Genomic DNA, 23,700 nt, shown 5'->3' with positions numbered 1-23,700 from the left:
ATCTGGGTCTTGTTGGCGTTCGGGTCGACGATGAACGTGTACTTGTTCTCGTCCAGGAGCGCGTAGCTCTTCTCCGACACGACCGGCTTGAGCAGCACGTCACGGGGGTCCGTGTACGACTTGCTCAGCGGCGTCTCGACGGTGTTCTTGCCCTCGGCGGCGTGGCGACGCGCCTTGGCGACGCGAGCGGCCTTGGCCTTCTTCGCGGCCTTGGAGGCAATGGCGGGGTGACGGATGGCCATCAGACCTCGCTCCCTTCGGTGTCATTGGCCTTCGGGCCGGACACGAAGGACTCGAAGGCGGCCTGGGTGAAGACCACGTCGTCGGAGACGAGAACGTCGTACGTGTTCAGCTGGCCCGGCTCCAGGATGTGGACCTGGGGCAGGTTGCGGGCGGACAGCCACGCGGCCTCGTCGGCGCGCTCGACGACCAGGAGCAGGTTCTTGCGCTCCGAGATCTTGCCGAACAGCGTCCGGGCGGCCTTCGTCGAGGGGCTGTCGCCCTCGATGACGCCGGAGACGACGTGGATGCGGTTGTGGCGGGCCCGGTCGGTGAGGGCATGACGCAGGGCGGCAGCCTTCATCTTCTTCGGGGTCCGCTGCGAGTAGTCGCGCGGCTGCGGGCCGTGGACGACGCCACCGCCGGCGAACTGCGGCGCACGGGTCGAGCCCTGACGGGCGCGGCCGGTGCCCTTCTGGCGGTACGGCTTCTTGCCGCCACCGCGAACCTCGCCACGGGTCTTGGTCTTGTGCGTGCCCTGACGGGCAGCGGCCAGCTGCGCGACGACGACCTGGTGGATCAGCGGGATGCTGACCTTCTCAACGCCGAAGATCTCCGCGGGGAGCTCGACGGAACCGGCCTTGTCGCCCGCCGGCGAAAGGATGTCAACAGTGCTCATCGGTTACCTCAGGCCCCCTTGGCCGCGGTGCGGACCAGGACGAGGCCGCCGTTCGGACCGGGAACCGCGCCCTTGATGAGCAGCAGACCCTTCTCCGCGTCAACGGCGTGGACGGTCAGGTTCTGGGTGGTGACCCGCTCGTTGCCCATACGACCCGCCATGCGGAGGCCCTTGAACACACGGCCCGGGGTGGCGCAGCCACCGATGGAGCCGGGAGAGCGGTGCTTGCGCTGCGTGCCGTGACCGGCGCCGAGGCCACCGAAGTTGTGGCGCTTCATGACACCGGCGAAGCCCTTGCCCTTGCTCTTGCCGGTGACGTCGACCTTCACGCCGGCCTCGAACACCTCGGCGGTGATCTCCTGGCCGAGGGTGTACTCGGCGGCGTCCGCGGTGCGGATCTCGACGAGGTGGCGGCGCGGGGTGACGTCGGCCTTGGCGAAGTGGCCCTTGAGGGGCTTGTTCACCTTGCGCGGGTCGATCTCGCCGAAGGCGATCTGGACCGACTCGTAGCCGTCGCTGTCGTTCGTACGCACCTGGGTGACGACGTTGGGGCCGGCCTTGACGACGGTGACCGGAACAACACGGTTGTTCTCGTCCCACACCTGCGTCATGCCGAGCTTCTCGCCCAGGATGCCCTTGATCTGCTTGGTCATTCTCAGCTCACCGGCCCTCAGAGCTTGATCTCGATGTCGACACCGGCCGGGAGGTCGAGTCGCATCAGAGAGTCAACGGTCTTGGGCGTCGGGTCGAGGATGTCGATCAGGCGCTTGTGCGTGCGCATCTCGAAGTGCTCGCGCGAGTCCTTGTACTTGTGCGGCGACTTGATGACGCAGTACACGTTCTTCTCAGTGGGCAGCGGCACCGGGCCCGCGACCGACGCACCAGTACGGGTCACCGTCTCGACGATCTTCTTCGCCGAGGAGTCGATGACCTCGTGGTCGTAGGCCTTGAGCCGGATGCGGATCTTCTGTCCCGCCATGGCTACTCAGTAGTCCTGTCTCTCTACAGCTCTGGAACCCGGTGTTCCCTTGACTTCCTCCGACCCACGCGGTCGGGCGTGTCGCGCTTTCACTGACACAGATGTCCCTTGTTCGAACATCCCTTGCCTGGGAAAGAGGTTCACCGGGTGCCTGGCCAGTGCCGCACCACACTTCCCGGAAGATTCCCGTACGTCCGCCCCAGCGCTGCCATCAGGCAGTTAGGACGACGAGTACTGTGGGACTCGCTTCCGGTCCCCCCGGCGGGAGGCGCGCAGCATCAACACTCGACCGAGCAACTCCGACAGTCTGCCATATGGGGCAGGGGCCTGGCCAATCGAGCCGGAGACAATACCCCGAGAGTGACGCAGGTCAAACACGAGGACGAAACGACGTGGTCCTGGCCCGCGGCCACCGGGGGTTCTCCACACCCCAAACCCACCGCCGGAGCCGCACCCACCGCCCATGCCTCCCCGCCCGGCGTCGACGGCCTGTGGCGCATGGACGGTTACGGCACCGTGCTGGCCCTCGGTCACGGTGTCTACCAGGAGTACCAGACCACCTCGATCAGCTGCCTCAAGGGCGACACCGCGCGGCAGACGGGCCCGGGGACCTACACCTCGGACGGCGACGTGCTGACCGTACGGCTCGGGCGGGACCGCGACCACGCCACGGTGCACGCGGACAGCAGCGTGGGCCACCGCCGACTGCGCCGGATCGCGCAACTGCCGAGGGTGTGCGCCCGCCCCACGCCCGATGACCCGCGCACCACCTTCGACGTCTTCTGGCAGTCCTTCGAGGAGAACTACCCCTTCTTCGCCGCCAAGGGCGTCGACTGGCGGGCGGTCAGGGAGCGTTACCGGCCGCTCGTCCACGCCTCCACCACCCGGGACGAGTTGTTCGACATCTTCCGCCGCATGGTGCGGCCGCTCTACGACGCCCATGTGCTCGTGCAGGACGGCGACCGCCTGTTCGCGGAGGGCTGGCCCGGCACCGACATACCGTCCGCGGAACTCAACGACCGGATCAAGGAGTACGTCGTCGACCGGGACCTCAAGGGCGCGGCGGACCGGCAGGACTTCGCGAACGGACGGATCACGTACGCTGCCCTGCCCGACGGCGGCCCGGGCTATCTGCGCATCGCCACCTTCAGCGGCTACACCACCGGCGACGAGACCTACACCGCCGACCTGGCCGAGCTCGACCGCGCCCTGAACGCCGTGCTCACGCACCGTCCGCACGGCCTGATCATCGACCTGCGGATCAACGGCGGCGGTTCCGACGCCCTGGGCATCCACATCGCCGAGCGGCTGACGGACACCCCGTACACCGCCTACTCCAAGCGCGCCCGCAACGACCCCGCCGACGCCACCCGGCACACCCGCCCCGAGCCGATCCCGGTCGTCCCGGCCGCCGGGCCCCGCTACACCGGCCCGGTCGCCGTCCTGACCGGGGGCTCCACGGTGAGCGCCGGCGAGACGTTCACGCAGGCCCTCGTCGACCGGCCGGGCCGGCCGGTACGGATCGGGCAACCCACCCAGGGCGTCTTCTCGGACGTCATGGTCCGCAGGCTGCCCAACGGCATGGCCGTCTGGCTTCCCAACGAGGAGTACCTGACCCGCACCGGCCGCACCTTCGACGGCGTCGGCATCCCGCCCCACCTCACCGAACCGGTCTTCACGAAGGAGGAGTTCGCCCAGCACCGCGATTCGGCGTTCGACCGGGCGGTCGCGCTGCTGCGCCGCTAGGAAGCCGCGTTCCGCAGCCGGGCGAACGACGTCTCCAGGCCCCGTTTCAGCAGCCGGGCCACCGGTGCCTCCACGACGCGGTGGACCAGCCAGCTCAGGAGCAGGAAGCCGGTGATGACGGAGGCGACCAGGAGGCGGGCGTCCATCGTGTCCTTCAGGCGGTTGATCACCGTCGTACCGGCGGCGTAGTGCATCAGGTACAGGGGGTACGTCAGGCTGCCGGCCGTCACCAGCCACTTCCAGCGGATGCGGTCCGTCGCACCGAGCGCGATCGCCACCATGACGAGCAGGAACACGGTGTAGATGAGCAGCGCCCCGCGCCAGCTGGAGACGTGCTCGACGGTGTCGATCCGCTTGCCGAGCTCCCGCTGCCCCATCAGCCAGGACATCGCGAGGATGCCCCACAGCAGCAGGTCCTGGCCGAAGCGGTACATCAGGTACAGGGCGAGGCCGGCGATGAAGTACCAGGCGCCGTCGGGGTTCGCGACCAGGGTGAGGAGCTTGAAGTCCGCCACCGGCGTCAGCATCGCCGCCGCGCCCCAGGCGCAGCAGAAGACGACGACCTTGCGGTACGTCAGCCCGGTCGCGACCACAAGCAGGAAGAGCAGGTAGAAACGGAGCTCGGACCAGAGGGTCCAGTACACGCCGTCGACGTTGCCCACGTGCGAACCGGCCTGCAGCATCGTGAAGTTGAGCAGCACGTCCCGTGCCCGCAACCGGTCCCAGACGCCGGGCAGCAGCACCAGGACGGCGGTGGTGAAGGCTATGGCGAACCAGTACGCGGGGTAGAGCCGTATGACCCGGGAGACGAAGAACTGGCGCGGGCTGCGGCCCCAGCAGGACATGCAGATCACGAAGCCGCTGATGACGAAGAAGATCTCGACGCCGATCCAGCCGTAGGACGCGACACGGAACACCGTCGGCATGATGTCGGACACCGGACGGTCCCAGATGGCGTTGCCCGGCTGGTTCACCCGCCAGGTGCCGGCGTAGTGGTGCGCGGCGACCATCAGCGCGGCCGCCAGCCGGATGCCGTCGATGGCGTACAGCCGCGGGCGTTCCCGGCGCGGCGGGTCGGCAGGACGGGGCACCCGCACCACACGCAGCTGCTGCGTCGGCCGGTCGGCCATCACGGACATGCACGTCCCCCTGTCTGCCTGTTTCTGCCGGTCCACGCTAGGACGTCACAAGAACCCCACAGAGAACAGAGGCGAACAATCGGGGCACCGGCGGCCGGGAGTTGGTCCAACTCTCGACGACATGTCCCGCAAGGTTTGCCGAGACTTCACCGGCCGACCATCGCCCGGGCCGCGCGCCGGGCAAGCGAAAGGGCCCGTACGACCGAAGTCGTACGGGCCCTTCCAGAGGCCTAGCGGCTCAGAGTCACTTGGTGATCTTGGTGACCTGGCCGGCGCCGACCGTCCGGCCACCCTCACGGATGGCGAACTTCAGGCCCTCTTCCATGGCGATGGGCTGGATGAGCTCCACCTTCATCTCGGTGTTGTCACCCGGCATGACCATCTCGGTGCCCTCGGGGAGGGTCACCACGCCGGTCACGTCCGTCGTACGGAAGTAGAACTGCGGACGGTAGTTGTTGAAGAACGGCGTGTGGCGGCCACCCTCGTCCTTGGACAGGATGTAGGCCTGCGCCTCGAACTCGGTGTGCGGGGTGACCGAGCCCGGCTTGATGATGACCTGGCCGCGCTCGACGTCCTCGCGCTTGATGCCGCGGAGCAGCAGACCGACGTTCTCACCGGCCTGGCCCTCGTCGAGCAGCTTGCGGAACATCTCGATGCCGGTGACCGTGGTGGTGGTCTTCTCGTTCTTGATGCCGATGATGTCCACGGTCTCGTTGACCTTCAGGACACCACGCTCGATACGGCCGGTGACGACCGTACCGCGACCGGTGATCGTGAAGACGTCCTCGATCGGCATCAGGAACGGCTTGTCGACGTCGCGCTCCGGCTCCGGGATCGCGGTGTCGACGGCGGCCATCAGGTCCAGGACCGACTGGCCCCACTCCTTGTCGCCCTCGAGCGCCTTGAGCGCGGAGACCTTGACGACCGGAACGTCGTCGCCCGGGAACTCGTACTCGGAGAGCAGCTCACGGACCTCGAGCTCGACGAGCTCCAGGATCTCCTCGTCGTCCACCATGTCGGCCTTGTTCAGGGCGACGACGATGTACGGAACGCCGACCTGGCGGGCCAGGAGCACGTGCTCCTTGGTCTGCGGCATCGGGCCGTCCGTGGCGGCGACAACGAGGATGGCGCCGTCCATCTGCGCCGCACCCGTGATCATGTTCTTGATGTAGTCCGCGTGACCGGGGCAGTCGACGTGGGCGTAGTGACGGGTCTCCGTCTGGTACTCGACGTGCGCGATGGAGATGGTGATACCGCGCTGGCGCTCTTCGGGAGCCTTGTCGATCTGGTCGAACGCCGAGGCCTCGTTCAGGTCCGGGAACGCGTCGTGCAGCACCTTGGTAATGGCGGCCGTGAGGGTCGTCTTACCGTGGTCGATGTGACCGATGGTGCCGATGTTGACGTGCGGCTTAGTCCGCTCGAACTTCGCCTTCGCCACTGGGGTCCTCCTGTGGAGTGGTTCTGTACGCCTTACTTCATCGGCGCCAGGTGATCTTTGCTGTCAGTGCCCGGGCCCCGGGGCATTCCCCCACAATCGGGGAGGAATGCCCCGGCAGGCTCCGGAGTCAAGCCTACGGCGTATGAACGCGGTGCGTTAACGCGGTGCGTTTACTCGCCCTTGGCCTTCGCGATGATCTCCTCGGCGACGTTCCGCGGAACCTCGGCGTAGGAGTCGAACTGCATGGAGTAGCTGGCCCGGCCGGACGTCTTGCTGCGCAGGTCGCCGACGTAACCGAACATCTCCGAGAGGGGCACGAGGCCCTTCACGACGCGGGCACCGGCCCGCTCCTCCATGGCCTGGATCTGGCCACGGCGGGAGTTGATGTCGCCGATGACCTCACCCATGTAGTCCTCGGGCGTGGTGACCTCGACGGCCATCATCGGCTCGAGCAGCACGGGGCTGGCCTTGCGCGCGGCCTCCTTGAAGGCCTGCGAACCGGCGATCTTGAAGGCCAGCTCGGAGGAGTCGACCTCGTGGTAGGCACCGTCGTGCAGGATCACACGGACGCCGGTCATCTCGTAACCGGCGAGGATGCCGAACTGCATGGCCTCCTGCGCACCCGCGTCCACCGAGGGGATGTACTCCTTGGGGATGCGGCCACCGGTCACCTTGTTGATGAACTCGTACGAGGCGTCGCCGCCCTCGATCGGCTCGATGCCGATCTGGACCTTGGCGAACTGACCCGTACCACCGGTCTGCTTCTTGTGCGTGTAGTCGACGCGCTCGACGGCCTTGCGGATCGTCTCGCGGTAGGCCACCTGCGGCTTGCCGACGTTGGCCTCGACCTTGAACTCACGGCGCATACGGTCGACCAGCACCTCGAGGTGCAGCTCGCCCATACCACCGATGATGGTCTGGCCGGTCTCCTCGTCCGAGTGGACCTGGAAGGACGGGTCCTCCTCGGCCAGGCGCTGGATCGCGACGCCCAGCTTCTCCTGGTCGCCCTTCGACTTGGGCTCGATGGCGACCTGGATGACCGGCGCCGGGAAGTCCATGGACTCCAGGATCACCGGGGCCTTGTCGTCGCACAGCGTCTCACCGGTCGTGGTCTGCTTCAGACCCATGACGGCGATGATGTCGCCGGCGCCCACCGAGTCGATCTCCTCACGCTTGTTCGCGTGCATGCGGTAGATCTTGCCGATGCGCTCCTTCTTGCCCTTGACGGAGTTCAGCACCGAGGTGCCGGACTCCAGGCGGCCCGAGTAGACCCGGACGAAGGTGAGCTTGCCGAGGTGCGGGTCGCTCATGATCTTGAACGCCAGCGCCGACAGCGGCTCGTCCTCGGACGGCTTGCGCTTGACCACGACCTCCGGGTCCTTCACGTCGTGGCCCTCGATGGCCTCGACGTCCAGGGGGGAGGGGAGGTAGCGCACGACCGCGTCGAGCAGGGGCTGGACGCCCTTGTTCTTGAACGCGGTGCCGCAGAACACCGGGGTGACCGTGGTGTCCTTGGACTTGCCGGACGCGATGGTGATACGACGGATCGCGGCGTACAGCTGCTCCTCGGTGGGCTCGACGCCCTCGAGGTACAGCTCCATGATCTCCTCGTCGTTCTCGGCCACGGCCTCCAGCAGCTTGCCGCGGTACTCCTCGGCAGCCTCGGCGTGCGTGTCCGGGATGTCGACGACGTCGTACATCTCGCCCTTGGTGGCCTCGGCGGACCAGACGAGCGCCTTCATGCGGACCAGGTCCACGACGCCCTTGAAGTCGGCCTCGGCACCGATCGGGAGCTGCATGACGATCGGCTGAGCGCCCAGGCGGTCCGAGATCATGTCCACGCAGCGGTGGAACTCGGCGCCCGTGCGGTCGAGCTTGTTGACGAAGCAGATACGCGGAACGCCGTAGCGGTCCGCCTGACGCCACACCGTCTCGGACTGGGGCTCGACGCCGGCGACGCCGTCGAACACCGTCACGGCACCGTCGAGCACACGCAGCGAACGCTCCACCTCGACGGTGAAGTCGACGTGGCCCGGCGTGTCGATGATGTTGATGGTGTGGTCGACGTCTTCCAGCGGCCAGTGACAGGTGGTGGCAGCAGAGGTGATCGTGATGCCACGCTCCTGCTCCTGCTCCATCCAGTCCATGGTGGCAGCGCCGTCGTGGACCTCACCGATCTTGTAGGACACACCGGTGTAGAACAGGATCCGCTCGGTGGTGGTCGTCTTGCCCGCGTCGATGTGGGCCATGATCCCGATGTTGCGGACCTTGGCCAGGTCAAGTGAAGTGGTAGCCATAAGGCTTCAGTCTTCTCTCGGTCTCGATGTGGGTAGCGACTACCAGCGGTAGTGCGCGAAGGCCTTGTTGGACTCGGCCATCTTGTGCGTGTCCTCGCGCTTCTTGACGGCCGCACCGAGGCCGTTCGAAGCGTCGAGAAGCTCGTTGAGCAGACGCTCGGTCATGGTCTTCTCGCGACGGGCGCGGGAGTAACCGACCAGCCAGCGCAGCGCCAGGGTGTTGGCGCGGCCGGGCTTGACCTCGACCGGCACCTGGTAGGTGGCGCCACCGACACGGCGGGACTTGACCTCGAGGGTCGGCTTGATGTTCTCGAGAGCGCGCTTGAGGGTGATGACCGGGTCGTTGCCGGTCTTCTCGCGCAGGCCCTCCATGGCGCCGTAAACGATCCGCTCGGCAGTCGAGCGCTTGCCGTTCAGCAGCACCTTGTTGATCAGGGAGGTCACCAGAGGAGAACCGTAGACCGGGTCGATGATGACCGGGCGCTTCGGGGCGGGGCCCTTACGAGGCATTCTTACTTCTCCTTCTTGGCGCCGTAACGGCTGCGAGCCTGCTTGCGGTTCTTGACACCCTGGGTGTCGAGCGAACCGCGGATGATCTTGTAGCGAACACCCGGCAGGTCCTTCACACGGCCGCCGCGCACGAGCACGATGGAGTGCTCCTGCAGGTTGTGTCCCTCACCCGGAATGTAGGCCGTGACCTCGATCCCGCTGGTCAGACGCACACGCGCGACCTTACGCAGGGCCGAGTTCGGCTTCTTCGGGGTGGTCGTGAACACACGCGTGCAGACGCCGCGACGCTGAGGGGAACCCTCGAGTGCGGGCGTCTTGTTCTTCTCGACCTTGTCCTGCCGGCCCTTGCGGACCAGCTGCTGGATCGTAGGCACTACTTCTCCGGTTTCTGTGTGCCGATGGGTACAGCTAACCTGGAACGTCGCCGACCCACGCGGTCGGGTGTGTCGAATCCGGCAGACTCCCGCCGCAAGGCAAAAGGGCACAGATTACGGTGGCCAGTAACGGCTCGCTATGCGGTTGATGGCACGCACAAGAGCCAGGGCACACCCCAGGCACAAGGTCTGAGCGTACCTACCGCATTCGCTGCGGTCAAAACAAATGGGCCCCGCCCGCATCACCATGCGGAACATGTCAAGACCCTACGCCGTACGTGATCTTCGATTTCACGTCCCGGTCACGTGGAGACGCTAGCCGGAAGCGAGCGACACCGCGATGAGAAGGGTCAGCACCAGGGCCCATCCGGCGGTCGACAGCCAGCCCAGCACCAGCCCGGTCATGGCGAGCCCCTCCCCCGCCTCACCGGTCCGCTCGATCTCGGCGCGCGCGGTGTGGCCGAGGATCACCGCCGGGATTCCGGTGAGCCCCAGCGTCGGCACGCACAGCAGCCCGCACACGGCGGCACCGACGGCCTTCCCGTTCGTCTGCGGCCGCGCGGTGGGCAGGAACGTCCGCGGTACGGGCGGTACGGCCATCAGGGGCGCCGGCTGCGGCACGGGGCCCGTGGGCAGGTCGCCGACCAGCAGGGCCAGCTCCCCCACCGTCCGCGCCGCGTAGGCCCGCGCCACCCGCTTCTCGAACTCGGAGTGCTCCAGCCGCCCCTCCCCGTACCCGGCTCTGAGCACGTCGACGGCCCGCTCGCGGTCGGCGTGCGAGGCGAGCATGGAGGAGGTGGTGTGGGACTGCCACGGCTGCGGGACACCTTGCCCCGACTGCCACGGCTGCCATGGAGTCGGTTGAGACACGGGCGCCTCCCCCCAAAAGCGAATGAACGCCTCCATCATCCTCCAACGCCCCGCTTTCGCCACGGGTTCCCACACAGCGGACCGACTTCCGGCCACCACCTGACCCACCGAGCACCACTGACCGGACGGGGGTGTTGCGGGGCCAGGGGCGGGGCGTTGCCGGGGTTCGGCAGTGAGGGGTGGCTCAACGCGGCGTGTTTCCTCCCTGACGGTGGGATGGGTCCGCGTCGGACACTGGGCCGGAGGAGTGAACGGGGGTGGGTCGATGACTGGTGGGGGAGCCTCGTGGGGGAGGTTTCTGGGTCATGGGCTGATCAGTGGGACCGTCGTCTTCGGGCTGATGGTCCTCGTGTTCGGCCTGGTGCCGGTCGGCGACGGCACGGCCACGCTGCTGATCTATCTGGCCCTGGTGGTGCCACCGGCGCTGACCGCCCGCCGGTTCGCCCGGAAGGGCGGCGCGGGCGGAGAGGTCCGGTCACGCCGCACCGCGAAGCCCGCCGTGGCCCGGGCGCCCCGGCGCACCCGACCCACGGCCACCGAGGCGGCAGAGCTGGCCGTCACGTCGTACGGCGAAACGCTGCGCCTGCACCCCTACCGGCCCGGCCCCTCGGCCGACCCCGACGACCTCGCCGACTACCGCACCGCCCTGGAGGCCTACGACGCGGCGAAGACCAGCACACCGCGCCGGGTCCCGGAGCTTCTCGACCGCGGCCGGGAGGCGCTGGAACGGCTGGACGCCGCCCGCCTCGCCGGCACCGACATCGCCTGGATCCACGGCACCGGCGACACCAGGGTGCGCGTGCCCGCGCCGGACGACGGCCCCGTTCTGCTCGTCTTCGAGTCCAGCGACCGGCACGGCGGCTTCTCGGTGTCCGAGGGCGGCGGCCTGAATCCCCGTCCGCGGGAGCTGTTCCGGGTCGCCCACGAGGACTGGCGCCCGGTGTCCGGCCGCGTCCGCGTCCTGCTGCCCGCTCAGCGCGGCACGGAGCGGCTGCTGGACGTCTGGGCCCTGGGCCCGTGGCGGCTGGCGCTGCGCCCGCCCGGCGAGGCCCGGCGACTGGAGACGGATCTGCCGCTCACGGGACAGGGCATCGAGACGGTCCTGAAGGACGACGGATGCCGGGTGGCCGAGTTCGAGCACGACGGCACGGGAGCGTTCACGCTGCACGAGGTCACCCGCACCCACCGCACCGGCCGCCTCCTCGCGAACGGCCACGGCCCGGCCCGCCTGTCCGTCGCCGTGCCGGAATCCCGCCGCGTCCTGCGCGTCGAGTCCACCGGCCGCTGGACCCTGCGCACGCCGAAGGGCGGCCACCCCTCCACGAGGTGACCGCCCTTCAACTCAAGCTGCTCGCTTACTGGTTGTACGGACCGTAGTCGTAGTCCTCCAGCGGAACGGCCTGGCCGGAGCCCGTGCCGAACGGCGAGTAGTCGATGTCGTCGTAGCCGACGGCCGAGTACATCGCGGCCTTGGCCTCCTCGGTCGGCTCGACCCGGATGTTGCGGTAGCGGGACAGACCCGTACCGGCCGGGATGAGCTTACCGATGATGACGTTCTCCTTGAGGCCGATGAGCGAGTCGGACTTGGCGTTGATCGCCGCGTCCGTGAGGACTCGCGTCGTCTCCTGGAAGGACGCCGCCGACAGCCAGGACTCCGTGGCCAGCGAGGCCTTGGTGATACCCATGAGCTGCGGACGACCGGAGGCCGGGTGACCGCCCTCCTGCACCACACGACGGTTCTCGTGCTCGAACTTCGAGCGCTCGACCAGCTCACCGGGCAGCAGCTCGGCGTCGCCGGACTCGATGATCGTCACGCGGCGCAGCATCTGCCGGATGATGATCTCGATGTGCTTGTCGTGGATCGACACACCCTGCGAGTTGTAGACCTTCTGGACCTCGCCGACCAGGTGGACCTGGACGGCACGCTGGCCCAGGATGCGCAGCACGTCGTGCGGGTTGGTGGCACCCACGGTGAGCTTCTGGCCCACCTCGACGTGCTCGCCCTCGCTGACCAGGAGCCGGGCACGCTTCGAGATCGGGTACGCCGTCTCGTCGCTGCCGTCGTCCGGGGTGATGACGATCTTCTTGGTCTTCTCGGTCTCCTCGATCCGGACGCGGCCGGAGGCCTCGGAGATCGGGGCGACACCCTTCGGGGTACGGGCCTCGAAGAGCTCGACGACACGCGGCAGACCCTGGGTGATGTCGTCACCGGCCACACCACCGGTGTGGAAGGTACGCATCGTCAGCTGGGTACCGGGCTCACCGATGGACTGGGCGGCGATGATGCCGACCGCCTCACCGATGTCGACCAGCTTGCCGGTGGCCAGCGAACGGCCGTAGCACATCGCGCAGGTGCCGACGGCGGACTCGCAGGTCAGGACCGAGCGGGTCTTGACCTCGGAGACACCGTGCTTGACCAGCTCGTCGATGAGCACGTCGCCCAGGTCGGTACCGGCCGGAGCCAGCACCCTGCCGTCGACCACGATGTCCTCGGCGAGGCAGCGCGCGTACACGGACGTCTCGACGTTGTCCGCCTTGCGCAGCACGCCGTCCGCGCCGACCTCCGCGATGTGGAGCTTGAGGCCACGGTCGGTGCCGCAGTCCTCCTCGCGGATGATGACGTCCTGGGAGACGTCGACCAGACGACGGGTCAGGTAACCCGAGTCGGCCGTACGCAGAGCGGTGTCCGCCAGACCCTTACGGGCACCGTGCGTGGAGATGAAGTACTCCAGCACGGACAGACCCTCACGGAAGGACGCCTTGATCGGACGCGGGATCGTCTCGTTCTTCGCGTTCGACACCAGACCACGCATACCGGCGATCTGACGCATCTGCATCATGTTGCCTCGTGCACCCGAGTTCACCATCATGAAGATCGGGTTGGTCTTCGGGAAGTTGTCGTTCATCGCCTCGGCGACCTCGTTGGTCGCCTTGGTCCAGATCGCGATGAGCTCCTGCGTGCGCTCGTCCTTGGTGATCAGACCGCGCTCGTACTGCTTCTGGACCTTCTCGTCCTGCGCCTCGTAGCCCTTGACGATCTCCTTCTTCGCCTCGGGAACGACGACGTCGGAGATGGCCACGGTGACACCGGAACGGGTCGCCCAGTAGAAGCCGGCCGCCTTCAGGTTGTCGAGCGTCGCCGCCACGATGACCTTGGGGTAGCGCTCCGCGAGGTCGTTGACGATCTCGGAGAGCTGCTTCTTGCCGACCTCGTAGTCGACGAACGGGTAGTCCTCGGGCAGCAGCTCGTTGAAGAGCGCCCGGCCCAGCGTGGTGTTCAGCCGGAAGCTGTCACCCTGCTGCCACTCCGGCTCGCCCTCCTCCCGCGCCGGCGGGGTCCAGCCGCGCGGCGGGATGGTGCCCACCGGGAAGCGGATGTCCACGCGCGACTGCAGCGAGAGCTCGCCCGCGTCGAACGCCATGATCGCCTCGGCCGCGGAGCCGAAGGAACGGCCCTCGCCCTTGACGTTGCGCATCTCGCCGTCGGTGGTGAGGAAGAACAGACCGAGGACCATGTCCTGGGTCGGCATCGTCACCGGACGGCCGTCGGCGGGCTTGAGGATGTTGTTCGAGGACAGCATCAGGATGCGGGCCTCGGCCTGCGCCTCAGCGGACAGCGGCAGGTGCACGGCCATCTGGTCACCGTCGAAGTCCGCGTTGAACGCGGTGCAGACGAGCGGGTGGATCTGGATGGCCTTGCCCTCGACCAGCTGCGGCTCGAAGGCCTGGATGCCGAGGCGGTGCAGGGTGGGGGCACGGTTGAGCAGCACCGGGTGCTCGGCGATGACCTCTTCGAGGACGTCGTACACGACGGTGCGGCCGCGCTCCACCATGCGCTTGGCGGACTTGATGTTCTGCGCGTGGTTCAGGTCGACCAGGCGCTTCATCACGAACGGCTTGAACAGCTCCAGCGCCATCGCCTTCGGCAGACCGCACTGGTGCAGCTTCAGCTGCGGACCGACGACGATCACGGAACGCGCGGAGTAGTCCACACGCTTGCCGAGCAGGTTCTGACGGAAACGGCCCTGCTTACCCTTCAGCATGTCGCTGAGGGACTTCAGCGGGCGGTTGCCGGGGCCGGTCACCGGACGGCCGCGACGACCGTTGTCGAAGAGGGCGTCAACGGCCTCCTGAAGCATGCGCTTCTCGTTGTTGACGATGATCTCGGGCGCGCCGAGGTCGAGGAGCCTCTTCAGACGGTTGTTGCGGTTGATCACACGGCGGTACAGGTCGTTCAGGTCGGAGGTCGCGAAGCGGCCACCGTCCAGCTGCACCATCGGGCGAAGGTCCGGCGGGATGACCGGGACGCAGTCGAGGACCATGCCCTTGGGGCTGTTGGAGGTCTGCAGGAACGCGGACACGACCTTCAGCCGCTTCAGGGCACGGGTCTTCTTCTGGCCCTTGCCGGTGCGGATGATCTCGCGGAGCCTCTCGGCCTCCTCGTCGAGGTCGAAGGACTCCAGGCGCTTCTGCAGCGCCGCGGCACCCATCGAACCGTCGAAGTACGTGCCGAAGCGGTCCCGCAGCTCGCGGTAGAGCAGCTCGTCGCCCTCGAGGTCCTGGACCTTGAGGTTCTTGAACCGGGTCCACACCTCGTCGAGACGGTCGATCTCGCGCTGCGCACGGTCGCGCAGCTGCTTCATCTCACGCTCGGCGCCCTCGCGCACCTTGCGGCGCACGTCGGCCTTGGCGCCCTCGGCCTCCAGCTCGGCCAGGTCGGACTCGAGCTTCTTGGCGCGGGCCTCCAGGTCGGCGTCCCGGCGGTTCTCGATCTGCTGCCGCTCGACCGAGACGTGCGCCTCCAGGGAGGGCAGGTCGCGGGTACGGCGCTCCTCGTCGACGTACGTGATCATGTACGCCGCGAAGTAGATGACCTTCTCGAGGTCCTTGGGCGCCAGGTCCAGCAGGTAGCCGAGGCGCGATGGGACACCCTTGAAGTACCAGATGTGCGTGACGGGGGCGGCCAGCTCGATGTGGCCCATCCGCTCACGGCGCACCTTGGCGCGAGTGACCTCGACGCCGCAGCGCTCACAGATGATGCCCTTGAAGCGGACACGCTTGTACTTGCCGCAGTAGCACTCCCAGTCCCGGGTCGGACCGAAGATCTTCTCGCAGAAGAGTCCGTCCTTTTCGGGCTTGAGGGTGCGGTAGTTGATGGTCTCGGGCTTCTTGACCTCGCCGTGGCTCCACTGACGGATGTCGTCAGCGGTGGCCAGGCCGATCCGGAGCTCGTCGAAGAAGTTGACGTCGAGCACTATGCGTCAATCCCTCTCAGGGTTGTAAGTCTTGGGGTCTGAAACGGGGGTCCCGGAGCCGGCCGGAGGTTCCTCACCAGGTCCTCCGGCCGGACTCCCGTCAGACCTCTTCGACGCTGCTCGGCTCACGCCGGGACAGGTCGATGCCGAGCTCCTCCGCAGCGCGGAAGACGTCCTCGTCGGTGTCACGCATCTCGATGGACATACCGTCGCTGGACAGCACCTCCACGTTCAGGCAGAGCGACTGCATCTCCTTGATGAGGACCTTGAAGGACTCGGGGATGCCGGGCTCGGGAATGTTCTCGCCCTTGACGATGGCCTCGTAGACCTTCACGCGGCCGGTGACGTCGTCGGACTTGATGGTCAGCAGCTCCTGGAGGGCGTACGCGGCGCCGTAAGCCTCCAGCGCCCACACCTCCATCTCGCCGAACCGCTGGCCACCGAACTGCGCCTTACCACCCAGCGGCTGCTGGGTGATCATCGAGTACGGACCGGTCGAGCGGGCGTGCAGCTTGTCGTCGACCAGGTGGTGCAGCTTCAGGATGTACATGTAGCCGACCGAGATCGGGTCCGGGAACGGCTCACCGCTACGGCCGTCGAACAGCCGCGCCTTACCGGTCGGGAGCACCATGCGCTCGCCGTCCCGGTTGGGGATGGTGTGCTGCAGCAGACCCGCGAGCTCGTCCTCGCGCGCACCGTCGAAGACGGGGGTCGCGACGTTCGTGCCCGGGTCGACCTGGTCGGCGCCGATCGCCTGGAGGCGCTGCGCCCACTCCTCCGCGAGGCCGGAGACGTCCCAGCCGCGGCTGGCGAGCCAGCCGAGGTGGATCTCCAGGACCTGTCCCGGGTTCATTCGGGACGGGACACCCAGCGGGTTGAGGATGATGTCGACCGGGGTGCCGTCCTCCAGGAACGGCATGTCCTCGATCGGCAGGATCTTGGAGATGACACCCTTGTTGCCGTGCCGGCCGGCGAGCTTGTCACCGTCGGTGATCTTGCGCTTCTGCGCGACGTAGACGCGCACCAGCTGGTTCACACCGGGGGGAAGCTCGTCGCCCTCCTCGCGGTCGAAGACGCGCACGCCGATGACCTTGCCGGTCTCGCCGTGCGGCACCTTCAGCGAGGTGTCACGGACCTCACGGGCCTTCTCACCGAAGATCGCGCGCAGCAGGCGCTCCTCCGGCGTCAGCTCGGTCTCACCCTTGGGGGTCACCTTGCCGACGAGGATGTCACCGGCGATGACCTCGGCGCCGATGCGGATGATGCCGCGCTCGTCGAGGTCGGCGAGGACCTCCTCGGAGACGTTCGGGATGTCCCGGGTGATCTCCTCGGGGCCGAGCTTGGTGTCACGGGCGTCGACCTCGTGCTCCTCGATGTGGATCGAGGAGAGGACGTCGTCCTGTACGAGGCGCTGCGACAGGATGATCGCGTCCTCGTAGTTGTGACCCTCCCACGGCATGAACGCCACGAGCAGGTTCTTGCCGAGCGCCATCTCGCCGTTCTGGGTGGCCGGACCGTCGGCCAGGACCTGGCCCTCGATGATCCGGTCGCCCTCGTTGACGATGACCTTCTGGTTGACCGAGGTGCCCTGGTTGGAGCGGGCGAACTTGGCCAGCCGGTAGGTGATGTACGTGCCGTCGTCGTTGGCGGTGGTGATGTAGTCCGCGGAGACCTCCTGGACCACACCGGCCTTCTCGGCCTTGACCACGTCGCCGGCGTCGACCGCGGAGCGGTACTCCATGCCGGTGCCGACGAGCGGGGCTTCGCTCTTGATCAGCGGCACGGCCTGGCGCATCATGTTCGCGCCCATGAGGGCACGGTTGGCGTCGTCGTGCTCGAGGAACGGGATCATGGCGGTCGCGACCGACACCATCTGGCGCGGCGAGACGTCCATGTAGTGCACGTCGTCACCGGCGACGTAGTCGACCTCGCCGCCACGGCGGCGGACGAGCACCCGGGCCTCGGCGAACCGCATGTCGTCGTTGAGCGTGGCGTTGGCCTGCGCGATGACGAAGCGGTCCTCCTCGTCGGCGGTCAGGTAGTCCACCTCGTCGGTGACCTGGCCGTCGACGACCTTGCGGTACGGGGTCTCGACGAAACCGAACGCGTTGACGCGGCCGTAGGAGGCGAGCGAGCCGATCAGACCGATGTTCGGGCCTTCAGGGGTCTCGATCGGGCACATGCGGCCGTAGTGCGAGGGGTGCACGTCACGGACCTCGAAGCCGGCCCGCTCACGGGAGAGACCACCCGGACCAAGGGCCGACAGACGGCGCTTGTGGGTGAGACCCGACAGCGGGTTGTTCTGGTCCATGAACTGCGACAGCTGGCTGGTGCCGAAGAACTCCTTGATGGAGGCGACGACGGGCCGGATGTTGATCAGGGTCTGCGGCGTGATCGCCTCGACGTCCTGGGTCGTCATGCGCTCGCGCACGACGCGCTCCATACGGGCCAGACCCGTGCGGACCTGGTTCTGGATGAGCTCGCCGACGCTGCGCAGACGACGGTTGCCGAAGTGGTCGATGTCGTCGGTCTCGACGACGATCGTGTCGCCGTTGTCCCCGGCGGTCTCGGTCTCGCCGGCGTGCAGCTTCACCAGGTACTTGATCGTCGAGATGATGTCCTCGACGGTCAGGATGCCCGCGTCGAGCGGGGCGTCCGCACCCAGCTTCTTGTTGACCTTGTAGCGGCCGACCTTGGCGAGGTCGTAGCGCTTGGGGTTGAAGTACAGGTTCTCCAGCAGCGTCTGCGCGGCCTCACGCGTGGGGGGCTCGCCCGGACGCAGCTTGCGGTAGATGTCGAGCAGCGCGTCGTCCTGGCCCTGGGTGTGGTCCTTCTCCAGGGTGGCGCGCATCGACTCGTACTCGCCGAACTCCTCGAGGATCTGCTCGGTCGTCCAGCCGAGAGCCTTCAGGAGCACGGTGACGGACTGCTTGCGCTTGCGGTCGATACGGACACCGACCATGTCGCGCTTGTCGATCTCCATCTCCAGCCAGGCACCCCGGGAGGGGATGATCTTGGCGGAGAAGATGTCCTTGTCGGACGTCTTGTCGATGGTGGAGTCGAAGTAGACGCCGGGCGAGCGGACCAGCTGCGACACCACGACACGCTCGGTGCCGTTGATGACGAAGGTGCCCTTGTTGGTCATGAGCGGGAAGTCGCCCATGAAGACCGTCTGGGACTTGATCTCGCCGGTCTCGTTGTTGGTGAACTCGGCCGTGACGAAGAGCGGGGCCGCGTACGTGAAGTCGCGCTCCTTGCACTCGTCGATGCTGTTCTTCGGCGGCTCGAAACGGTGGTCGCGGAACGTCAGCGACATCGACCCGGAGAAGTCCTCGATCGGGGAGATCTCCTCGAAGATCTCCTCCAGACCGGACTTGGTGGGGACGTCCTGACCGGACTCCAGAGCCTCCTCGACCCGACTCTGCCAAGCGGTGTTGCCGAGCAGCCAGTCAAAGCTCTCGGTCTGCAGCGCGAGCAGGTTGGGAACCTCGAGAGGCTCCTTGATCTTTGCAAAAGAGATGCGCAGCGGGGCGGTGCTGGCGCCGTTGTTCGTATTCGCGGTCGAGGCAGTGCGCGAGGCGGCCAAGAGGGGGTCCTTCCGAGGGCTCGGACTCACTACGCGCTCCCCGGCCCCTTGCCACCGCACCACGACAGGCTCTTCCAGATCTGGCAAAAGGCCAGGTCAGGGATGATCCGGTCGACAATGCTGAGGCGAGGGGAGACCCCTGGTGACGGGCAGGGGACAGCTAACAGGCAGCGCAAAGGGTCAGTGTAGCCACTTGGCGCACTGATGTCCAGCCCCGATTTTCTGAGACCCTCGTTGTCCTCAACGCCCTCGGCATGCCTGCCCTCAACGCACGTTGATACTGCCCTCTTCGTCGCCGATCCATGCCTCGGATTCGGACCGTTCTGGCGACGCGTCCTGAGAATTGCGCGCTGCGTGCGGTTCGTCAAGGCCCCCTTGCCCGAACCGGAGTTCCGGGAGACACGACGAAGATCACCATACCCCTCGCATGCGAGCCCGCAAGGTGACCGTGGCCGCGCCCCCACGAACGCCGAGGAGCGACCACCCGGATGGATGATCGCTCCTCGGTGCTTGAGCGTTACAGCCCTCTGTTACGACGGCTGCGGCGCACGTGGATCCTGGCGGACCCGGGAGGTCTTACTTGACCTCGACGGAGGCACCGGCGCCCTCGAGGGACTCCTTGGCCTTGTCGGCGGCCTCCTTGTTGACCTTCTCCAGAACCGGCTTCGGCGCACCGTCGACCAGGTCCTTGGCCTCCTTCAGGCCCAGGGAGGTCAGCTCACGCACGACCTTGATGACCTGGATCTTCTTGTCGCCGGCGCCGGTGAGGATGACGTCGAACTCGTCCTTCTCCTCAGCGGCCTCGACCGGGGCGGCCGGACCGGCAGGGCCGGCGACGACGGCCGCGGCGGCGGCGGTGACGTCGAACTTCTCCTCGAACGCCTTCACGAACTCGGAGAGCTGGATGAGGGTCATGCCCTCGAACTCGGCGAGCAGTTCGTCCTGGGTGAGAGCCACGATGGCTTTCCTTCCACTAATTTCGGCTGGTGCCGGATGTACATGTAAGGCGGGCGTACGTTCGGCCCGCTACGACCACTGCCTGCGGCGGGCTGCCTCAGGCGGCGGTCATGATGCGAGCCGAGTTACTCGGCACCGCCCTGCTCGTCCTGCTTGGCGCGAAGGGCGTCCACGGTGCGGACGAGCTTCGTCGGAAGCGCCTGGAAGAGCTGTGCAGCCTGCGTCTGCTTGCCCTTCAGGGCGCCCGCCAGCTTGGCGAGCAGAACCTCGCGGGACTCGAGGTCCGCAAGCTTCTTGATCTCGTCGGCGGACAGAGCCTTGCCGTCAAGGACACCGCCCTTGATGACGAGGTTCGGGTTGTCCTTGGCGAAGTCACGAAGACCCTTCGCCGACTCCACCGGGTCACCGGTGACGAAGGCGACCGCCGTCGGACCGTTGAACAGGTCGTCGAGCGTCGTGATCCCGGCCTCGTTGGCCGCAATCTTGGTCAGCGTGTTCTTCACCACGGCGTACTGGGCGTTCTCACCGAGCGAGCGGCGCAGCGTCTTGAGCTGCGCCACGGTGAGACCCCGGTACTCGGTCAGCACGGCGGCGCTCGAGCTGCGGAACTGCTCCGTCAGCTCGGCTACCGCGGCAGCCTTGTCGGGCCTTGCCATAGAGCGTCGGCCTCCTTCCGGGTGATGACGACCGCTCGGAAGGGGCTGGGGAAAACGAAACGCCCCGGCGCAGGCGCACGGGGCGTAGCTCGACCAGGCTGCCCCATGGTCAGGGGCGTTCCGGGAGCACTTCCACAGTCACCTGCGCGGGTCGTCCGCGGTTCAGCGGATCCTTCGGCCACCGGGCCCTCTTCCGAGCGCACGGCAACGACCAGCGGTCTTTGGCTTCTGTAGGAGAGTACGGGACCGGATCGCCGTGAGGCAAATCCGGTCGTACGGTTCAGCCCTGGGCGTCCTTCATCATCTCGGCGAGGTCGGCGACGTCCTTGGCCGGCGGGGCGGTGACGGCGACCGGCTTGTTGTAGTCGACGAAGGTGATGGTCATGTCGAGCGGGCCCTTGTCGGCCTGGCCCTTCATCCGGAACTGCTTGGTGCGGTCCTGGCCGTCGACCCACATGTCCATCGTCATCGTGTCGACGCCGAGCTTCTCGTACTGCTGAAGGCTCTTCTCGCGCTGCTCGCGGACGTCCTTGCTCTCCTTCTTCAGGGAGGCCTTGAGCTCGTCGAGGGTCAGGGTGCCCCGGTAGTGGGTCGTCTCCACACCGTCGACGGTCTCGGTGCCCACCTTCTTCAGGTCCTTGGCGCCGGTGAGGAAGCCGGACTCGGCCGCCGGGTTCTGCTCGGCCTGGCCGGCTCCCGGCGCGCCCGCGCCGAGCTGCTTGTCGCCGAGGGCGGACAGATCGAACTTCAGCCAGGTCTTGCCGTCCATCTCCTTGGCCATCGCGGGGTTGCCGCCGATGTACATGGCCTTGTCGACGAGCCGGATCTCCGCGGCGCCCTCGGCGCCCTGGGAGGGCACGTTCATCTTCATGCTCATCGCGACGGTGGGCTTGAGCCGCATGGAGGCCTCGGCCGTCATCTTGCCCTGCCCGGGGTACGTGCCCTTCATGCGGTAGTGCAGGGACGTGATGTTCTGCGTCTTCTTCGCGGCCTTGGCCACGGCCGCGACAGGCGACATCTCCGGCGACTTGTCGCCCTTCCCGCAGGCGACCGCTCCCCCGGCGAGCAGCAGGGCGGCGAGCCCGGCCCCCGTCGCCCGACGGCGCACAGAACCACGTACAGCAGACCTCATTGATTCCCCCCAAAGGAACACACGGAACACATGGAACACATGGTCGATACACAGGCGTGCCGTGAGCCTATCCCCAAGGGAGTGCAAAGTGCTCCCGAATATCATCACGCTTCAGGAGCGAGCCCCTGTTTCTTCAGCAACTGCCTGAAGTCCTGGGTGTCCTCCGCCGGCGGCCGGGCCGCCGAGACCCGCACGCCGTAGTCGCTGTAGTACGCGGTCTGGGTGTAGGCGCCGCTCGCCGTCCGGCCCCGTTCGACCTTCTTGACCAGCAGGTCCCGGTCGTTGACCCAGATGTCGACGCTCTCGCGGTCCACGCCGGCCTCGGTGAGCTGCTTCCTGAGCTCCCCGGCGGCGAGGTCGGCGACCCGCACGGTGCCGGCGTAGTGCCTGGTGTGCTCGCCGCGCACCTTCTCCTCGCCGGCCTCGCGCACATCGCCGGAGGCCAGCAGGAGCTTCACGGACTGGTTGGGCGTGGTGGACCGCATCTGGTTCTTCAACTCGGCACCGGATCCGCCCCCGAGGCCGGCGAGATCGTCGTAGCCGTACCGGATCCAGTGCCTGCCGCCGGCCTGCCGGGCGAACTTCTCGCCCATGCGCGCGTAGTAGGCGTCCGGCAGGTAACGGGCCTCCATGGAGGTCGTGCCGAGACGGCGCATGAGGTCGGCGGTCGTGCCGCTGGTGTAGGTGATGGTGACCGTGCCGGTCGTGCCGTCGCTCCAGGCGAGGACGCCGTCCGCCGTCATGGACAACTCGGAGCCCAGGGTCGTGGTGGAGCGGACCCGGGCCGACTCGGCCCGGTCGGTGGAGCGTTCGGCGCCGCGCAGGGCGGTGGTGACGGCGGCGGGGACCGTGGCCTTATGGGACGGCTCGTCCTGCCCGGAAGGCCCGGAGGAGGTGCACGCGGCCGTCGCGGAGAGCGCGAGCACCGCCGCGGCCGTGAGGGCCGTGTGGCGCACGGTCGTGCTCTTCATACGTCCCACCCCTGTGCGATCGCCCTGCTCGCACGCTAACCCAGGGCACGCGCGCGTGTACCGCAAAAGGGGACGGGCCCCGCACCTGGGCAGGTGCGGGGCCCGTCGTCCGACTGGGGTGAGCCTCAGGCTCAGACCGCGGCCGGGTCCTCCTCGACGAGGAGGTTGCGGGTGCGGTTCGGGTCGACCGGGATGCCGGGGCCCATGGTGGTGGAGACCGCGGCCTTCTTGATGTAGCGACCCTTGGCGGCGGACGGCTTCAGACGGAGGATCTCCTCCAGCGCGGCGCCGTAGTTCTCCACCAGCTTGTCGTCGTCGAAGGACGTCTTGCCGATGATGAAGTGCAGGTTCGAGTGCTTGTCGACGCGGAACTCGATCTTGCCGCCCTTGATGTCGTTGACGGCCTTCGCCACGTCCGGGGTCACGGTGCCGGTCTTGGGGTTCGGCATGAGACCACGGGGACCGAGCACACGGCCGAGGCGGCCGACCTTGCCCATGAGGTCCGGGGTGGCGACGACGGCGTCGAAGTCCAGGCGGCCCTTCGAGACCTCGTCGATCAGCTCGTCGGCACCGACGATGTCGGCGCCCGCGGCACGCGCGGCCTCGGCACGGTCACCGGTCGCGAAGACCAGGACCCGGGCGGTCTTACCGGTGCCGTGCGGGAGGTTCACGGTGCCACGGACCATCTGGTCGGCCTTGCGCGGGTCGACACCCAGACGGAAGGCGACCTCGACGGTGCCGTCGAACTTGGTCGTGGAGGTCTCCTTGGCGAGACGGACGGCCTCGAGCGGGGCGTAGAGCTTCTCCCGGTCGACCTTGGCGTCCGCAGCGCGGAGAGACTTGCTGCGCTTGCTCACTACTGCTCCTGTGTGTTCTTGAGGAGTCGTGGTGC

At 67.4% G+C, this 23,700-nt stretch carries 19 protein-coding genes; 2 read left to right on the top strand and 17 right to left on the bottom strand.

What is annotated here, in order from left to right; genetic code table 11:
• From rplW to rpsJ, 4 genes are all read right to left on the bottom strand, one after another.
• The coding region (gene rplW, locus ABZZ74_RS40455) for a 50S ribosomal protein L23 (RefSeq protein ID WP_356949142.1) at positions 1-242 on the bottom strand (242 nt) is incomplete at its 3' end.
• On the bottom strand, positions 242-898 hold the full coding sequence (rplD, locus tag ABZZ74_RS40450) for a 50S ribosomal protein L4 (protein WP_356949141.1): 657 nt from the start codon (positions 896-898) through the stop codon (positions 242-244). The genes rplD and rplW, both read right to left, overlap by 1 nt.
• An 8-nt stretch (positions 899-906) precedes the next feature.
• A complete protein-coding gene (gene rplC, locus ABZZ74_RS40445) occupies positions 907-1,551 on the bottom strand; it encodes a 50S ribosomal protein L3 (protein ID WP_208777383.1) in 645 nt (214 codons plus the stop codon).
• A 17-nt stretch (positions 1,552-1,568) separates the two neighbouring features.
• Complete coding sequence (gene rpsJ, locus ABZZ74_RS40440; protein WP_003948644.1) at positions 1,569-1,877, bottom strand: 30S ribosomal protein S10; 309 nt, start codon at positions 1,875-1,877, stop codon at positions 1,569-1,571.
• A 360-nt stretch (positions 1,878-2,237) separates the two neighbouring features.
• Between rpsJ and ABZZ74_RS40435 the strand changes: the two genes are divergently transcribed.
• Positions 2,238-3,623 carry a S41 family peptidase gene (locus ABZZ74_RS40435; RefSeq protein WP_356949140.1) on the top strand — a complete coding sequence of 462 codons (1,386 nt, stop codon included), beginning with the start codon at positions 2,238-2,240 and terminating at the stop codon, positions 3,621-3,623.
• Here the strand turns inward: ABZZ74_RS40435 and ABZZ74_RS40430 are convergent.
• The 6 genes from ABZZ74_RS40430 to ABZZ74_RS40405 all read right to left on the bottom strand — a co-directional run bounded on the left by ABZZ74_RS40430 (position 3,620) and on the right by ABZZ74_RS40405 (position 10,251).
• Positions 3,620-4,762 (bottom strand): acyltransferase, encoded by a 1,143-nt coding sequence (locus tag ABZZ74_RS40430; RefSeq protein ID WP_356949139.1) that lies wholly within the window; start codon positions 4,760-4,762, stop codon positions 3,620-3,622. The two genes, ABZZ74_RS40435 and ABZZ74_RS40430, sit on opposite strands and share 4 nt — an antisense overlap.
• Positions 4,763-5,006: 244 nt before the next feature.
• Positions 5,007-6,200: an elongation factor Tu gene (gene tuf, locus ABZZ74_RS40425; protein WP_133043296.1), complete on the bottom strand. Its 1,194-nt coding sequence runs from the start codon at positions 6,198-6,200 to the stop codon at positions 5,007-5,009.
• 170 nt (positions 6,201-6,370) lie between these two features.
• Complete coding sequence (gene fusA, locus ABZZ74_RS40420) at positions 6,371-8,497, bottom strand: elongation factor G (RefSeq protein WP_208777385.1); 2,127 nt, start codon at positions 8,495-8,497, stop codon at positions 6,371-6,373.
• A 39-nt stretch (positions 8,498-8,536) separates the two neighbouring features.
• Positions 8,537-9,007, bottom strand: a complete 471-nt coding sequence (rpsG, locus tag ABZZ74_RS40415; protein ID WP_003998848.1) for a 30S ribosomal protein S7 — start codon at positions 9,005-9,007, stop codon at positions 8,537-8,539.
• Between the two features lie 2 nt (positions 9,008-9,009).
• On the bottom strand, positions 9,010-9,381 hold the full coding sequence (gene rpsL / locus ABZZ74_RS40410) for a 30S ribosomal protein S12 (protein ID WP_003948652.1): 372 nt from the start codon (positions 9,379-9,381) through the stop codon (positions 9,010-9,012).
• Positions 9,382-9,696: 315 nt separating this feature from the next.
• A complete protein-coding gene (locus ABZZ74_RS40405) occupies positions 9,697-10,251 on the bottom strand; it encodes a DUF1707 and DUF4190 domain-containing protein (protein ID WP_356949138.1) in 555 nt (184 codons plus the stop codon).
• Between the two features lie 265 nt (positions 10,252-10,516).
• Between ABZZ74_RS40405 and ABZZ74_RS40400 the strand changes: the two genes are divergently transcribed.
• Complete coding sequence (locus tag ABZZ74_RS40400) at positions 10,517-11,581, top strand: hypothetical protein (RefSeq protein WP_356949137.1); 1,065 nt, start codon at positions 10,517-10,519, stop codon at positions 11,579-11,581.
• A gap of 25 nt (positions 11,582-11,606) precedes the next feature.
• Here ABZZ74_RS40400 and ABZZ74_RS40395 read toward each other — a convergent pair whose 3' ends face one another.
• From ABZZ74_RS40395 to rplA, 7 genes are all read right to left on the bottom strand, one after another.
• Positions 11,607-15,506: a DNA-directed RNA polymerase subunit beta' gene (locus ABZZ74_RS40395; protein WP_356949136.1), complete on the bottom strand. Its 3,900-nt coding sequence runs from the start codon at positions 15,504-15,506 to the stop codon at positions 11,607-11,609.
• Between the two features lie 100 nt (positions 15,507-15,606).
• Positions 15,607-19,092 carry a DNA-directed RNA polymerase subunit beta gene (rpoB, locus tag ABZZ74_RS40390; protein WP_133043300.1) on the bottom strand — a complete coding sequence of 1,162 codons (3,486 nt, stop codon included), beginning with the start codon at positions 19,090-19,092 and terminating at the stop codon, positions 15,607-15,609.
• Positions 19,093-19,668: 576 nt separating this feature from the next.
• The gene (gene rplL / locus ABZZ74_RS40385; RefSeq protein WP_240863603.1) at positions 19,669-20,052 is read right to left on the bottom strand and encodes a 50S ribosomal protein L7/L12; all 384 of its coding nucleotides are present in this window, start codon (positions 20,050-20,052) and stop codon (positions 19,669-19,671) included.
• A gap of 122 nt (positions 20,053-20,174) precedes the next feature.
• Positions 20,175-20,705 carry a 50S ribosomal protein L10 gene (rplJ, locus tag ABZZ74_RS40380; protein ID WP_133043302.1) on the bottom strand — a complete coding sequence of 177 codons (531 nt, stop codon included), beginning with the start codon at positions 20,703-20,705 and terminating at the stop codon, positions 20,175-20,177.
• A gap of 280 nt (positions 20,706-20,985) precedes the next feature.
• Positions 20,986-21,837 carry a DUF1396 domain-containing protein gene (locus ABZZ74_RS40375; RefSeq protein ID WP_356949135.1) on the bottom strand — a complete coding sequence of 284 codons (852 nt, stop codon included), beginning with the start codon at positions 21,835-21,837 and terminating at the stop codon, positions 20,986-20,988.
• 104 nt (positions 21,838-21,941) lie between these two features.
• Positions 21,942-22,808, bottom strand: coding sequence for a hypothetical protein (locus tag ABZZ74_RS40370; RefSeq protein WP_356949134.1), 867 nt, complete (start codon positions 22,806-22,808; stop codon positions 21,942-21,944).
• Positions 22,809-22,939: 131 nt separating this feature from the next.
• On the bottom strand, positions 22,940-23,665 hold the full coding sequence (gene rplA / locus ABZZ74_RS40365; protein ID WP_133043305.1) for a 50S ribosomal protein L1: 726 nt from the start codon (positions 23,663-23,665) through the stop codon (positions 22,940-22,942).
• Between the last annotated feature and the right edge of the window lie 35 nt (positions 23,666-23,700).

Source organism: Streptomyces sp. NPDC006476 (assembly GCF_040612015.1).
GTDB lineage: Bacteria > Actinomycetota > Actinomycetes > Streptomycetales > Streptomycetaceae > Streptomyces > Streptomyces griseorubiginosus_B.
The sequence above is the reverse complement of the archived record's forward strand: the minus strand, read 5'-3'. Positions and strand labels throughout refer to the sequence as shown.